This is a genomic window from Chondromyces apiculatus DSM 436 (assembly GCF_000601485.1).
In the GTDB taxonomy this organism is placed as follows: Bacteria; Myxococcota_A; Polyangia; order Polyangiales; family Polyangiaceae; genus Chondromyces; species Chondromyces apiculatus.
The window spans coordinates 18,661-33,519 of sequence record NZ_ASRX01000001.1; the positions used below are offsets into that span (position 1 = coordinate 18,661).

General features: G+C 68.7%; 8 protein-coding genes. 6 read left to right on the plus strand and 2 right to left on the minus strand.

Features of this window, described 5'->3' with window-relative positions; genetic code table 11:
- Window positions 1–23: 23 nt before the first annotated feature.
- Together CAP_RS00070 and CAP_RS43350 are read left to right on the plus strand one after the other, a co-directional pair.
- Complete coding sequence (locus CAP_RS00070; RefSeq protein ID WP_231510993.1) at window positions 24–2,750, plus strand: glycosyltransferase family 39 protein; 2,727 nt, start codon at window positions 24–26, stop codon at window positions 2,748–2,750.
- A 124-nt stretch (window positions 2,751–2,874) separates the two neighbouring features.
- The gene (locus tag CAP_RS43350) at window positions 2,875–3,261 is read left to right on the plus strand and encodes a TIGR02266 family protein (protein ID WP_052373867.1); all 387 of its coding nucleotides are present in this window, start codon (window positions 2,875–2,877) and stop codon (window positions 3,259–3,261) included.
- A gap of 172 nt (window positions 3,262–3,433) precedes the next feature.
- Here the strand turns inward: CAP_RS43350 and CAP_RS00080 are convergent, their stop codons facing one another.
- Window positions 3,434–4,531 carry an anti-sigma factor family protein gene (locus tag CAP_RS00080; RefSeq protein ID WP_044234601.1) on the minus strand — a complete coding sequence of 366 codons (1,098 nt, stop codon included), beginning with the start codon at window positions 4,529–4,531 and terminating at the stop codon, window positions 3,434–3,436.
- Window positions 4,532–4,551: 20 nt separating this feature from the next.
- Entirely contained in the window at window positions 4,552–5,172 is a 621-nt protein-coding gene (locus CAP_RS00085; protein ID WP_044234603.1) for an RNA polymerase sigma factor, read from the minus strand.
- A gap of 772 nt (window positions 5,173–5,944) precedes the next feature.
- On the opposite strand from CAP_RS00085, the gene CAP_RS00090 reads away from it, so the two are divergent.
- The 4 genes from CAP_RS00090 (at window position 5,945) to CAP_RS00105 (ending at window position 14,835) form a co-directional block, all read left to right on the plus strand.
- Entirely contained in the window at window positions 5,945–6,553 is a 609-nt protein-coding gene (locus CAP_RS00090) for a hypothetical protein (protein WP_231510994.1), read from the plus strand.
- Between the two features lie 10 nt (window positions 6,554–6,563).
- Window positions 6,564–9,074 (plus strand): tetratricopeptide repeat protein, encoded by a 2,511-nt coding sequence (locus CAP_RS00095; protein ID WP_044234606.1) that lies wholly within the window; start codon window positions 6,564–6,566, stop codon window positions 9,072–9,074.
- On the plus strand, window positions 9,071–13,360 hold the full coding sequence (locus tag CAP_RS00100; protein ID WP_156040349.1) for a tetratricopeptide repeat protein: 4,290 nt from the start codon (window positions 9,071–9,073) through the stop codon (window positions 13,358–13,360). Before CAP_RS00095 ends, CAP_RS00100 begins: the two co-directional genes overlap by 4 nt.
- Before the next feature lie 209 nt (window positions 13,361–13,569).
- Entirely contained in the window at window positions 13,570–14,835 is a 1,266-nt protein-coding gene (locus CAP_RS00105; RefSeq protein WP_231510995.1) for a tetratricopeptide repeat protein, read from the plus strand.
- Window positions 14,836–14,859 lie beyond the last annotated feature (24 nt).

The following is a 14,859-nucleotide window of genomic DNA, read 5'->3' on the forward strand; positions in this document are numbered from 1 at the left end:
CAGGAAACGGTAAGGGGACCGCTGTGGAAAGCGCCGGTGACGAGACGCGCCCTGGCGCGCCGAGCGAGGAGAGCAAGGAGAGCGAGGCCCCGAGAGCCGAGGGCCAACCGGGGGAGACGCCGAGAGGTGCGGTGGAGCAGCCCGGAAAGCGGGGCTTCGTGGTGCCTGCGCTGGCGTTTGTGGTGGCGGGGCTGATGCTGTTCCCGCTGCTCGGGAAAAGCGGGATCTGGGACCCGTACGAACTCGACAGCGCCGACCTGGCGAGGCGCATTGCCGTGAACGTGTTCGGGGCGCACGAACTCACGCTGCCCGATGCGGTGAACAGCCTGCCGACGCTCACGGATCTCAGGATGGGAGAGCTGAGCTTCACGTCGATGGCGCTGGGGTTCAAGGTGCTCGGCCTGCATGACTGGGCAGGCAGGCTCCCGCTGGCGCTGTGGGCGTTCGCGGGGGCGGCCTCGCTCTACGGGGTGCTGGGGCGTCTCCTGGACAGGCGCGCCGGTCTCTACGCGGTGCTCGTCCTGTGCACGATGCCGCTCTACGTGATGCAAGCGCGGACGATGCTGGGGGACATCGTGCCGATGTCGGCGATGGCCATGGCGTGGGCTGGCCTCACGGGAGCGCTGCTGGATCGAGGGGCCGCGCGCGCGGGGTGGATCGTGCTGGGGCTCGCGGGGCTGCTCTCGGGGTATCTCAGCCGCGGGTTGATCCTCGGGGTGGCCGCGCCAGGGCTCGGCGTGGGGTGCTCGTGGGCACTCTTGCGGGTCAACGGGGGCGGCACAGGCACGCTCGGAGTTCGGCAGCTCGGGGGCTTGAGGGCCGGGGACCTGGTCGGTGCTGCTGTGCTGGTCGTGGGGGCTGCAGCCGTCGCGCGGGGGGTGTGGGTGCTCTCGAAGGCGACCTTCGATGCGCCGCTGGTGCGCGACCTGGGGGTGGCGTTGCTTCGCAAGCCGCCGGTGGAGTCGACGTTCGATCTCACCTTCCGGCAGCTCGGACATGCGCTGTTTCCCTGGAGCGCATTTCTGCCTTTTGCGTTCGGGCGGCTCTTCCGGGCGCCACCGCTTGCAGGGGAGCCTCGGGTGGACGGCGGCGTCGGTGAGGGGTCCGTCGGTCCAGCCGCCAGCAGCGCGGGTGAGGTGGCAGGAGCAGAGGAGGCGAGGGCGAGCAGAGAGCGTGAGGTGGCGCTGCGGGTCTCGGTGCTGGTCACGGCGGCGTTCGCTTACGGTGCTGTCGCGCTGCTCGCGCCTTACGCTGGGGCGCTGCCGTTCAGCGGCCCGGCGGTGCTCGCAGCGGGGGCCGCGATCGCCATCCTCGATCTGGAACGCGGGGCGCCTCCTTCCCGGGCGCTGTCGCTCGGGAGCGCTCTCCTCGCGCTGGTGCTGTTCGCCGATTTCATCCGGCAGCCGGAAAAAGGGCTCGCGGTGTTCTCGGTGGACAAGGCGGCCTTTCCGCGGAGCTTCGAGGAGGGTGCAGCGCAGGGCCTCCTGATCGCGGTGGCGGCCTTCGTCGCCATGGCAGGGTTGACCTGGTTCGAGGTGCAGCCGTCGCGCACGCCTTCCTCGTTCGAGGCGTGGGCGCGAGGGATGATCCGCACCTACCAGGAAGGCGTAGAGGCGTTCGCGCGGATCTGGGGAGGCAACCTCCTGTTCTTGCTGGTGGTCATCGAGGCCGCGCTGGTCGGCCTCGGGGGGATGATCTTCGTGGGGAGGCGCGCCGGCTGGGCGGCCGTCACCCGGATGAGCAAGCAGTTCTCCGACGTGGGCGTCAACGCCTGGTGGGCATTGCCGCTGGCGTTCGCGCTCGCGCCGGTCGTGCTCCTCACGGTGCGGGATGGGTTCAGGCTGCTCGTCGCGCGCTCCAGGTTGCCGCGCGCAGCGTTCATGCTGGTGGCGGGGCTCCTGGCAGGGGGCGTGCTCGGGTTCGGTTACTACCCGGCGCTCGCCGCGCAGCTCTCGCCAAAGGAAGTGTTCGAGTCCTACCTCCGGCAGCACAAGGAGGGTGAGCCGCTCGCGGTGCTCGGAGTGCGCGGGCGGGCAGCGACGTACTACCAGGGGGGCGAGGTGCAGACGCTGCCGGACGTGGCGCGTGCTTTCATGTGGCTCACCGCCGTCCAGGGGGCGCCGATTCCTCCTCCTCCGTCGTCACGGAGATGGCTCGTGGTGCGCGCCGACGATCTGCCGAAGCTGAACAGCCTCTACCGCAAAGAGGCGGGCAAGAACGTGCCGGTGCTCGATGGGCATTCGAGTCAGATCCTGCTGGTATCGAACCTGCTGGGGGATCAGCCGAACGAGAACTGGATCGGCGAGATGGTGCTCGACGCGGAGCCCGCGGCGATCACCCACCCCGTGCGCGCGCGGTTCGAGGATCAGCTCGAGCTGATCGGCTGGGAAGTGACGGATGACGAGGGCCGGGTGGTGGATGGTGTGGTGCCCCAGCGCCCTCATCACCTGCGCACGTATTTCCGCGTCCTGAAGCCGGTGGGAGGGACCTGGAAGATGTTCGTCCACATCGACGGGGCGCAGCGGCGCTACAACGGCGATCACCCGGTGCTCGGGGGGCGCTATCCGATGAATCTGTGGCAGGTCGGGGACATCGTGGTGGATGACCACGAGGTGGTGCTGGAGCCGAACTTCACGACCGGGGAGTACACGCTGTACCTGGGGTTCTTCAGCGGGGACAACCGGTTCCGGGTGACAGAAGGGCCGAACCACGAGAACCGGGTGATCGCTGGTTCCGTGCGGGTTCGCTGACGCAGGATGTGTTCGCACCGTCGAGGTTCGACCCGATGCGTCAGCGTACGGACGTCCCGGATCTCGCGTCCGTTCGCGTGGCGCTCCCTCGACACGGGTGCCGAACGGGGCTAGCGAGAAAGCCATGGATGGGGGGCAGCACAACGACCGCCGCTCGGCAGAGCGCCTGGAGGTGACCTGGCTGGTTGACTGCGAGGCCGAGGACACCTTCCTGTACGCGTCGATCACGAACATCTCGGAGCTCGGGATCTTCGTGCGCACCACGAAGCCCCTGCTGGTCGGCGCGCGTATCACGCTGCGCTTCTCACCCCCAGGTGCGGCCGCGTCGTTCACGCTGCAGGGGATGGTGCAGTGGCTGAACGAGCTCTCTCCGCTGCGGTACACGCCGAACCCGGGGATGGGGATCCGCTTCCTCGATCTGACGGCGGAGGATCGAGAGCAGCTCGTGGCGGCGATCCGGACCTTCGCCTACCTGCGCGAGGCACCCGTGGCGCCCGCGCTGGCGAACTGAGTCTCCACGAGAGGACTCGCGTCCCCTCGCCCCATCGGGAGTGAATCCCGACGGGGCCCCACTCCCCTCGAACCGCTCTCGCCAGCCGTCACGCAGTGCCCCTTGGCAAAGCGTCGCGCCCTGGGTTCCCTTGGAGTCGCGCGACCAGGGGCCGTCGCTGGAGGGCCGGTCCTCAGTAGCCGTTGCTGGCAGGATCGGGCGGTGCTGCGCGCTTCTGGTCGGGAGAAGGATCGGCCTGCACGGGCGCGGGGGGGGCAAGACGCTTCTGGGCACGGTCCTCGCTGGGCGGCGCCGCTGCACGAGCGGGGGCAGGGGCGGCGTACGAGCCACGCCCGGCGCCCGCCCCGGCGCCTGCGCCTGGAGCGGCTGCCTTGGCGGCGGGAGCAGCGTTCTGCGTCGCTGTTTCGGCAGCGCTCAGCTCGGATTCGGCCTCGGCGCGGTAGCCATCGACGGCCTTCAGCGCGAGGAACAGCTCGCGGGCGCGGTTCGGGTCGCCAGACGACTTGTAGCAACGCGCCGCTTCGAGCATGGCCGTGTGGGCAGCCGCGGTGCCGGGATAGCTGGTGCCGACGTCGTCGTAGAGGGGGAGCGCTGCCGCGCACCCTGACGAGGCGCGTGTGGCTTGCGCCTTCGCGAGCGCGGCTGCTGCTCCTCCTGCCGCGCCCTCGGAATCGGCCTCCTGCTTATCTCCAGCGTTGTTCTGCCGTTCGTCGGCAGCCGCGCGGCCGGTATCGTAGGTCTTGCTGTCGGCGGTTCGCAGTTCTTCTGCGCGCTTGGTCTCTGCCTGCGCCACCATCGGTGCCGCGGCGGCGGGAGGGAGCGCCGTCGCTGCAGGCGCGGCCGGCTCGTCGGGCTGATCTGGTGTGGGAATGCCCCGCTCCGTCACCCGCAGCGGGACGGTGCCCGTCGTGCCGGGGCGGGCCCGGAGCAGGAGGAGGCTCGACCCGATGACCAGCACGAACAGCGCGGCCATGGCGAGCTGTGGCCGCATCGCATGGCTACCCGCCCAGGCCAGCCCCCGGAGCGCTTTGCGCTGCCAGGGCGTCTTGCGTTGCGCGACCTCCACGGCGGCCAGGATGCGGTCTTCCAGGCCGTCCGGCGGTTGCTCCAGCGGCAGCACTGCAGCTTCGCGCGTGGCGCGCAGGCTGGCGAGCGTCGAGGCGCAGCGGGCGCAGCTCTCCACGTGGCGCTTGAGCGCCGCGTGGGTGAGCTCGTCGAGCTCGTCGTAGAGCGCGTCCATCACGTGCTGATCGAACTTCTCGCAGTCCATGGCAGCTCGCTCCCTGCGCCCTAGTGCAGCGCCCGGGCGTAGTCTTCGTACTCGGCCAGCGCCTCTTGCAAGCGCTCCAGCGCGTAGCGCATCCGGCTCTTCACCGTGTTCTCTGGTACTCCGATCATCTGGGCGATGTCCTTGAACGGGACGTTTCCGAGCTCGCGCAGGAGGAACACCTCCCGTTGCTCCGCGGGGAGCAACTCGACGGCCCGGGTGATGTGCTGGCCCATTTCGGCGCCGATGGCCACGCGCTCCACCGATGCCCCGGGCGTGGTGTCAGCGGTGCGTTCGCCGAGGGTGGGACCGTCCCCGTGATCGCCGCTCGCCTGGTCCAGCGAGGGATGCCGCCGCAGCGACATCTTGCGCTGGTGGTCGATGCACACGTTGCGCGCGATGGTGTAGGCCCAGGTCGAGAACCTGGCCTCGTGTTTGAATTCAGCGGCGTTCTGCACGATTTTGACGAACACGTCCTGCGCCAGGTCCTCCGCGGCTTGTCGTGTCCTGACCTGACGCAAGATGAAGTTGAAGATAGGGGTCTTGTGCCTTCGGACGAGGCCCGCGAAAGCTGCGCGGTCCCCTCCCTGGAACCGCATCATCAGCACCTCGTCCGTGAGTTCTGCGCGAGCGATGGAACTCATGCTCAGCCCCCGGGAGATCGTCCGGGCGCGCGGCGGGCCGTTTCCCCGTGGTCGGTTCCGCGTTCGGGCGGCCAGGGGCAAGGTCGTCCCGCCGCGCCCCGGAGGACCGGGGAGGGAGAGAGCATGTGCTGACTCGGACGCACGAGGCGTCGCGAAGATCTACTGCTCCCTCCGGTAGGTGACACAGGGGGCACCTTAGCGGATTCCGAAGGCCCTGAGCGAGCCCAGTTCGCCCGAGCGGGAGGCCCTGAGCGCGCCACGATCACCTTGCCGGGAAAGCCGGACCCTGGGATCTTCCGGGTGCGCCCGAGCACGGTTTCGACTGCTCGGAGTCGAGGGGCAAACGCGCTCACCCCGGAGCACGCGCGGTGGCGTGAGGTTCAGGTCGTTGCACCAGCGACGCCCGGGCAATTACACTCCCGTCCGCCGGTCGGAGGAGCGTTCGCCTCGGCCGACGCGAGGATTCGATGGCGAGGTGTTCCCCATGCGGCTGATCGAGGTGCTCGCGGTAGGAGTCGGGACCTTCTTGACGGTCGTGCCGGCAGCCGCGCAGAGCACGGGAATCCCTGCGTCACCACCACCCGCTGCGGCTCCGCAGCCCGCGCAGCCGTCGCAACCTGCACCGGGGCAGCCCGGGCCCCTGCAGTCCACAGGACCTGCGCAACCGTCACCCCTCGGGAGGTCCTCCGCTGGGCAGCCTGCCGCGCCTGGCGCTGCTGCCGCGCAACCGACGACAGGCCCGTCCGGAGCGCCTCCAGCAGCGCCAGGGCCGATGGGTACGGGGCAGCCCACGGCGCCTGCCGTCATGGCAGCGCCGCCCATGGATGGAGGGACCTATGCGGTGCGCATGCGCGATCTGCAGCAGCGCATCGACGAGCTGAAGGAGCAGATCCGGCGTAGCCACACGCGGCTGTCGCTTCTGAGCGAGACCATCCTCTCCAGCAGCGGCACCGGGTCTCGCGCCGTGATCCGCTTCGACAACGAGCTGTCGAGCGCCTTCCGCCTGACGCGGGTGCTGGTCGTGCTGGATGGCGCGGTCCAGTACAACAAGACGGATCAGTCCGGGTCGCTCTCGGAGCAGTCGGAGATCCCGATCTTCAACGGGACGCTGCCGCCGGGGGATCACACCATCCAGGTGCTGGTCAACCTTCAGGGCAACGGGTTCGGGGTGTTCTCGTACCTGCGTGGTTACCGCTTCGAGGTCCGCTCCAGCCACTCGTTCACGGCGGTGGAGGGAAAGACGATCAACCTCCAGGCCGTCTCCTACGAGAAAGGTGGCGTGACCACGCCGCTGGAGGAGCGCCCCGCCATCCGGTACGTCGAGAAGGTCACGAGCGGCCTCGCCGATCCGACGGCTGCCCGGGTCGCCGGCGGGAAGTAGGCGCTGCCTCATGCGTCTCCTGTCGCGAATGCAGGCCGTGGGGGGACTGCTCGGGCTGATGTGCGCGCTCTCCCCTGGGGCGGCGCAAGCCATCGACGCAACCCGCGCGCTGCAGGGTGCGTCGCAGCAGATCTCGGCCGTGAACACCAACGTCGGCGCCATCCAGGATGCCGTCCGCAGATCCCGGGGGGAGGAGCGGGGCCCTGCGGCGCGAATCGCCGACGCGGTGCTGCTCATGGGCTCGAAGGACTACGAGCGGGCGGCCACCGTCCTGAACGAGGTCGTCGAGAAGTACCCACGCCACCCCACGGCGCATCCAGATGCCCTCGCGCTGCTCGGCGAGACTTACTTTCGGTCGAAGCAATTCCTGTCGGCGCGCCGCTCGTTCCAGCAGATCGTGGCGCGCAGCGCCGAGCCTCGCTTCGCGACGTACCAGGTGAGGGCGCTGGGGAGGCTCGTGGACATCGCGCTCAGGCTCGAGGATCACGGGGCGCTCGACGGAATCTTCGCTGAAATGAGCCGGGTGCCACCCGAGGCGGTGACCGGGGCGCTCTCGTACGCACGCGGCAAGGGGCTGTTCGTGAAGCGGGACTATGCGGCGGCGAGGGCTGCGCTCAGCGCCGTGGATGCGAAGAGCAACCTCCTGCACCAGGCGGGGTACCTGCTCGCGCTGGTGGCCGCCAAGGAAGCGACGCCCCCGGCTGCACCCTCTCCCGCAGCGGGCGCAGCGCGCACAGCGGATGCAACGGGTGCAGCGGGAGCGCCGGCACAGCAAGGTGCCGGTGAGGCGCCGCCGGAGCGGATCCCCGCGAGCCGTTACGCAGCGGCCATCGGGATGTTCCAGCAAGTCACGCAGCTTCCGCCGGACACTCCGGAGCACCGCCGGGTGATCGACCTCGCGTGGATGGCCATCGGGCGCCTGTTCTACGGGGCTGACGAGTTCCTCAAGGCGGCGCAGGCCTACTCGCGGGTGGAGCGCACCTCGGCGGAGTTCGGCACGATGCTGTACGAGCTGGCGTGGGTCTACGTGCGCCTCGGCGACGTGGCCCGTGCGCAGCGGGCGCTGGAGGTGCTCGCGGTGGCGGAGCCCGACAGCCAGAACATCGCCGATGGATCGCTGCTGCGGGGCGATCTGAACCTGCGCGCGGGGCGCTTCGACAGGGCGCTGAAGATCTACGAGGGGACGCGGGCGAGCTACGATCCGATGCGGGCACGGGTCGAAGCGTTCCTCGGGTCGACCAGCGATCCGGCTGTCTACTATGACAAGCTGAGCCAGGGGCAGATCGAGGTGCTCGATACGGCCTCGGGGCTGCCACCCATCGCGCTGCAGTGGGCGCGGGAGGCCGAGGACGGCGCGGCGGCGTTCGCGATCATCGACGACACGACGCGTTGCCGTGAGCTGCTCAAGCAGTCGAACGACATGGTGGACAAGCTGAACGCGCTGCTCAGTTCACCCAACCGGGTACGCGCGTTCACCGAGCTGAAGGCTGGAGAGGAGCGGGCGCTTGCGCTGCTCAACCAGCTCGCGATGGCGCGCCTCACGCTCGGCGAGGGGATGGATGACGCCGGGAGTGAGACGCTCCCTGGCGCGATCGGGGAGGTGCGTGCTCGCCGCCGCTCCATGCAAGCCCGGCTCCGGCGCGTGCCGGTCACGGAGGGAGACTTCCAGCAGCGCGAGCAAGAGGCGCTGAAGCAGTGGAATGGCGCGTCCCAGGCGCTGCAGCGGCTCAACCTGCAGGTGGATACGCTGCAGGCGACCGTCAATGGGCTCCGGCGCATGCTGCGCGAGGGGCCGTCGGCGGGGATGGTGCGGGACCCGTCGACGACAGGGGTCTACGAGAGGGAGCTCTGGGCGCGGGAGCAGGAGCTGTCGAGCTACCGGCAGCAGATGGACACGCTCCGGAGGATGGTGAGCGCCGGGCGCGTCCAGGTGGGCTTCGGTGATCAGCGCTTCGTGGAGGACGCGCAGGTGCGTCGCGCTCACCGCGAGGCCCTGAACCAGGAAGTGAGCCTGGCATTGCAAGGAGCGGGGGGCGCCGACCTTGCTGCCTACGCAAGGCGGCTCCAGCCGCTGCTGCGGGCCGCCGACGGGACCGAGGCGTCGCTCGAGGGGGCATTGCAGGACATCGAGCGGGAGGTGGGGCGTCGCTCGTCGGACCTCCAGCGCTCGGTGGCGCAGGAGACGGCGAACGTCGTGAACTACTCGGTCCAGCTCGAGGCGCTCGACAGGGAGGCGCGCCTCGTGGTGGGGCAGGTGGCGATGCGCAACTTCGGGGTGGTGCGCGACCGGCTGAAGAACATCGTGCTGCGCGCAGACGTGGGCATCACCGAGCAGGCCTGGGAGGTGCGCGAGGAGCAGATGACCCGGGTCCGGAGCCTGCAGGTGGAGCGCACCCGAGAGGACAAGCTGCTGCGTGACGAGCTGAACGAGGTGCTCGACGACGGCGGGGACACCGGGGAAGCGGAGGAGGGGGAGAGGCGCGAGGGCGGGAGCGAGGGCAAGAAGGAGGAGGCGCGGTGAGCGAAGGGCATCGATCGAGGAGCGTTCGGCCTCGGGGGCTGCTCGCGCTGCTGGGACTGACGTTCACCGTCGTCGTCGCGCCGGTGGCAGAGGGTCAGCAACCCGGCGGGAGCGCGGCGCCAGCGCAAGCTTCTGCGCCACCAGGAGCCGGTACGCTCGCGGCGGGCCAGCCATCCGCCGCGCCAGGAGGTGGCGCAGGTGGCGCCCCGACGGCAGCACGGCCCGCGGGTCAACCGCCCGTGCCAGGAGCGGCGCCGCGCCCAGTCCGCAAGGTGGCGCCGCCGTTGCCGCCGCCGACGCCCGCGCAGCTCGCCGCCCTGGCCAAGTTCGAGAAAGAGGTGCAGGCCTACGAGAAGGCGGCGCGCGCCTACCGCGACAGCATCTCGCGCATCGTCCAGCGTCACTACGAGGAGAGACGCCGCAGGATCCTGTCTGCGCTCGACGGAGAGATCGCGATCGAGCGGAAGGCGCTCCGCGAGGCGCGTGAGGAGGCCATCCGGCGGCTGGAAGCATTCGTGCAGCACTACAACGGGCCCAACGCGCAGCCCGAAGCGACGCCCGATGCGATGTTCCGCCTCGCCGCGCTCTACGAGGAGCGCGCGCGTACGGATGCCGACGTGAACGAGGATCTCGACGTGGGGCTGCTCCCTGCGATCGCCCTGTACAAGCGGATCATCCAGGACTTCCCCGCGTATCGAGAACTCGCTGGCGTTTACTACTACCTGGGCCACGCCCTGAACGACTCCGAGCGCCTCGCGGAGGCGCAGCAGGTGTGGCGTTCGATGGTGTGCCACAACAGGTTCCCCTACCCGGTCGCGCCTGACCCGAAGGATCCCAAGCGGGACTCCGTGACGCGACTGCCGCAGGACCACGACGACGATTACTGGGTGGGCTGGGAGGCGCGTCATCCGACCCCGATCGGCGCCGTGAAGCAGGCGCCGCAGCCGCAAGGGAAAGCGCCCCCGGCGGGAAAAACCGGCGGTCAGGCTGCTGGAGAGGAAGCGGAGGCGCCCGCTGTCGAGGACGAGGTCGCGTTCAAGAACCCGTACCCCGAGACGTGCCAGCCGATCCCGCAGAAGGTGGTGGCCGGGGACGAGCCTCGCTACGTGGCCGAGGTCTGGTGGCAGATCGGCGACTACCACTTCAACGAGCTCGATCGCGCGGGAGGTCCTTTCAACTACAACCGCGCAGAAACCGCCTACAGGCGGTCGGTCAAATACAAGAAGCCCCCCGTGCACGGGGTGGCGATGTACAAGCTGGCCTGGACGTACTTCAAGCAGCAGCGCTACGAGACGTCGGCGCGGCACTTCATCGATCTGCTCCGCTACAGCGACGAGCAGGAGAAGCTCACGGGAGATCCCGGCACCGACTTCCGCGCCGAGGCGTACACGTACATCGCTGGGGCGCTGACCTACCTCGACTTCGTGGGACCGGGGCCGGAGGAGCCGTACGTCCCCCGCAACGACGTGCTCGATCTCGAAGAGGACCCGCGGATCGCCGAGCAGAAGATGCGGGTAGCCATCCAGCGGGTGCAGGATCCTGGGCTGATTCCGCAGACGGAGAAGTGGTCGGTCGATATCTACCGGGCGCTGATGCAGGAGTTCAAGGAACTCGCTCAGTTCCGGAACATGATCGAGGTGGGGGAGCTGATCCTCGTGAAGTGGCCCCTGCACCGCGACGCACCCGTGGTGCAGAACCAGATCGCGGACGTCTACGAGATGCTTGCGGCGCAGTCGCGCGAGGGGACGGCGGAGCGCACCCAGAACGCGGCGAAGGCGCTCGAAGCGCGGACGCGGCTCGCGCAGTACGTGGGCACGACGACGTGGACCGACGCGAACAAGGAAGATCCGGAGGCGCTGCAGACGGCGGAGCGCCTTGTCCGCGGGGGGTTGCGTCGGGCAGCCGCAGACCACACCAACGCCGGGAGCGCGCTCGCGCAGCGCGCGACGAGCATCGGTGACAAGGAGGAGCGCGACAAGCTCCTGGAGCGGGCTCTCGGTGAGTACCGGATGGCCGCGCAGGGATGGGGCGGGTACCTGAGCCAGGACGAGAACGCGCCCGACGCCTACGAGAGCCGCTACTGGCTCGCGGACGCCGCCCACATGGTGGTGGTGCTCCAGGTGGACCTCGACCGATCTCCCACGAGCGCCGAGGTCGACGCGTCGCGGCGCGCGGGCATCGCGGTGCGGGACTCCAACGAGGACGACAAGTACCTGCAGCAGGCCGCTTACCTGGTCGTCGACACCGCGCACCTGGAGCTTCAGGACCAGTACAAGCGGCACAAGCGCACGGGTGGGCAGGAGGGGCTGGAAGAGCGCGACAAGGTGAAGACGACGGGTGAAGGCGAGGCGGTCCAGGTGGTGAAGGAGACGGTGCCGAAGCCCGTGCTCAACGCGATCGCGGCGCGTGAAGAGTACATCCTGCGCGTACCACCGGCCCTCGACGTGACGAAGAACAACGATCTCTACGCGTTCCAGGCAGGGGATTTCTTCTTCCTGTACGGCCAGTTCGACGAGGCGCGCCGACGCTTCGAGCCGATGTACAACGAGCAGTGCGGCAAGACGGAGTGGGGTTACAAGGCGTGGGAGCGGCTCACCACGATGTCGAACCTCGAGAACAACGTGGAGTTGAGCCGCAAGCTCGCCGAAGCAGCCCTCGCGAAGAGCTGCGCGGTCACCGAGGAGCAGAAGCTCAAGCAAGAGCAGATCGCGCGACCGACCATCGCGCGCGGTTACTACATCGATGCCTCCAGGGCGTTCGACAAGGCCGAGAAGACGCCGGACGGTCCGGAGCGGGCCAAAGCGTGGCGCGAGGCGGCGGCGCTCTACCAAGTGGCGCTGGAGAAGGCGCCAGCGCGCGATGAGGCCCCCGAGGCCGCGATGAACGGCGCCTACTCGTACAAGCAGGTGGGCGACTACGATCAGGCGATCGCCATGTACTCGCTGTTCATCCGTGAGTACGGCAGTGAGAAGAACCTGACCCTCCTCGACAAGGGTGAGCCTGAGGCGAATCCGCCGAGAGCCCCGGATCCAAAGCGTTACGAGGAGCGGGTGAAGTACCTGAAGCAAGCATACGACGCGCTGTCGGCGGCTTACGTGCTCTTCTTCAACTACCGATCGGCGGCGGAGACGTTCGAGACCATCGCGAAGAACGGCCGCTTCCAGGAAGCCGACCGACGGGCTGCAGCCCGGAACTCGGTCCTGCTCTATGCCAACGCGGGAGATCGAGACCGCGTCGAAGCTGCGCGGGCCACGTTCATGGGGTTGAAACCCGACCTGGAGCAGAAAGCCGACATCGATTTCCTCGTGGCGTCGACCGATCTCAAGAGCTGGGACGAGCGAGGGCCGAATGAAGGGGCGAACCGTGCAGCGCGCCAGCAAGCGCTGGTGGCCATGGAGAGCTACTTCAACACGAACCGCACCAACGCTGCCGCGGCGCCCTACCTGGTGCAGGCCGCGTACCATACGGCCAAGCTGCGGAAGGCTGGGGCTGACCCGGCAGCCCGCGACTGGTGCCGGAACACCATCACGGCGTTCTCGGCGTTTCGCACCTCGGTCGACGGCAAGGTGAAGGGGACGATCCAGTCGGACATGGCGGGCGAGTGCGCCTACTCCACCATCGACGAGAAGCTACGGCAGAGCTTCGACTACGAGACCGGTCATCACCGGTACGAGGGGGTGATCGACAAGGTGAAGAAGGCGTTCGACTCGGACCTCGCCAGGGCGAACGACGTGCACTTCAAGGAGCTGCAGGACGTGATCACCACCTTCCAGTCGCGCACCTGGTCGGTGGCGGCCCGCGCACGACAAGGGTCGCTGTACGACTCGTGCCGGACGGGGCTCTACAACGCCCGCCCACCAGGGTTGAAGCTCTACAACGACCGCGAGGATAAGCTTCTGAAGCTGGCTGAAACGAGCGATCGCGAAGATCTCCAGGAGGTCGCCGATGCTCTCCGGCAGCGTCGGCGCGAGGAGTGGCGCGCCGCACGTGAGCGGTCGCTGAACGATGCCGACAAGGCGATGGTGAAGTTCTACGCAGAGGCCGTGGTCTGGGCAAAGGCGTGGAACATCCGCAACGCAGCGGTGGATCAGGCCATCCAGCGGCTCGCCTTCTTCACGGACATCCTCGGCGACGCGAAGATGCGCGAGTGGACGGCTGGCGTGATGGATCCCGAGACCCAGGCGCCCTTCGAGTACAAGGATGGCGTGTTCCTCCGGAGCCGCCCTGGCATGCAGCCGTCGCTCGCACCTGACGGTCTCCCAGCTCCCTCGCCGGGGGGACCATGAGGCGCGGCGCACGTTGCTCGGCGTCCCCCGTGTTCGTGATCGGGGCCCTCCTCCTCGTTTCTTGCGCCGAGGATCCGAAGCCTCCGCCGAAGACCGCTGAGCAGCCGGTCGTCCGCCCACCGGCGGGGCAGCCCTGGAGCGCTCAGGGGACGCCCGGCATGCCGAACGCAGGGCAGCCTCTCCCGCAGCCGCCGCAGATGCAGGCGCCCATGATGAGCCCTCAGGCTGCCATGGCCTGCCAGCAAGGGATGGCGGCCTTCACGAACGGTGATCTCAACACCGCGCGCACGCTGTTCCAGCAGGCCACGCAGATTGATCCGCGCGCTCACCAGGCCTTCTATGCGCTCGGTGTGGTGCAGGAGCGGCTGCACGATGCGGCCGCGGGTGCGAGCTACCGCCAGGCGTTCACCATCGTCCCCGACTACGAGGCAGCCATCGTCGGATATGCGATGCTCCTGGCGAAGAAGGAGCAGCTCGGTGAAGCAGAGCGAATCCTCAACGAGAAACGGGGACAGTTGCCGAAATCGGCGGCGGTCGCGGCAACGCTCGCGGAGATCAAGTCCCTGCAAAAGGACACCGGATCCGCGCAGCGGATCGCGCAGGAAGCGCTCAAGTTGAACCCGGATTACCGACCGGCGATGGTGGTCATCGCGCGCGACCACTACCGCAGCCGCCGGCTCGATCTGGCGCTGTACGCGCTGCAGGCGATCCTCGACGGTTTCGAGCCCGTGGCGGAGAACCCCCCGCGCGACAAGGACAACCCCGAAGCGCTGCTGGTGCGCGGATTGATCTACCGGGAGCAGGGGCAGCGCCGAGAGGCGATGGAACAGTTCCAGCGGGCTCTGGCGCGCCGCCCGGACATGGTGGAGGCGCGGGTGCAGCTCGCGACCATGCTGCTCGAGGCGGGCAATTCCCAGGAGGCCATGCCGCTCCTGGAGGGGGCGGTGCGCTTCGATGCCGACAACCTGTCGGCGCACCTCGCGCTCGGCGACGCTTACAGGCTGCTGGATCGCTACGCGGATGCCAAGCGCGAGCTCGAGTGGGTCCTCTCGCGCAACCAGAACACCCCCGAGGTGCACTACAACCTGGGGCTCCTGTACCTGTTTGCACCTGCGATTCCCGGGATGACACCGAAGCAGCAGGTGACCGAGGCGCAGAACGCGCTGAAGCGCTTCCAGGAGATACGTCGCAAGGGGACGAGCGATGACTCGGAGGAGCTGCTCAACCGCGCGAAGCTCAAGGAGGGTGAGATCGACGCCGGAGCGGCTGCCCCACCTGCCGCGCCGCCAGCGGTAGCGCCACCCGTGTCTGCGGCTCCTTCGGCACCCTCTGCTTCGCCAGCACCAGGAGCGGCGGGCCCACCGGACCCAGCTCCTGGTGCAGCAGGCGGAGGAGCAGCCGGGATGGCACCCCCTGCCCAGACACCCCCTGCAGAGACACCTCCGGAACAGAGCCAAGGAGTCGAGGGACAATGACGCCGCGCAAGACGCAAAGGGTTC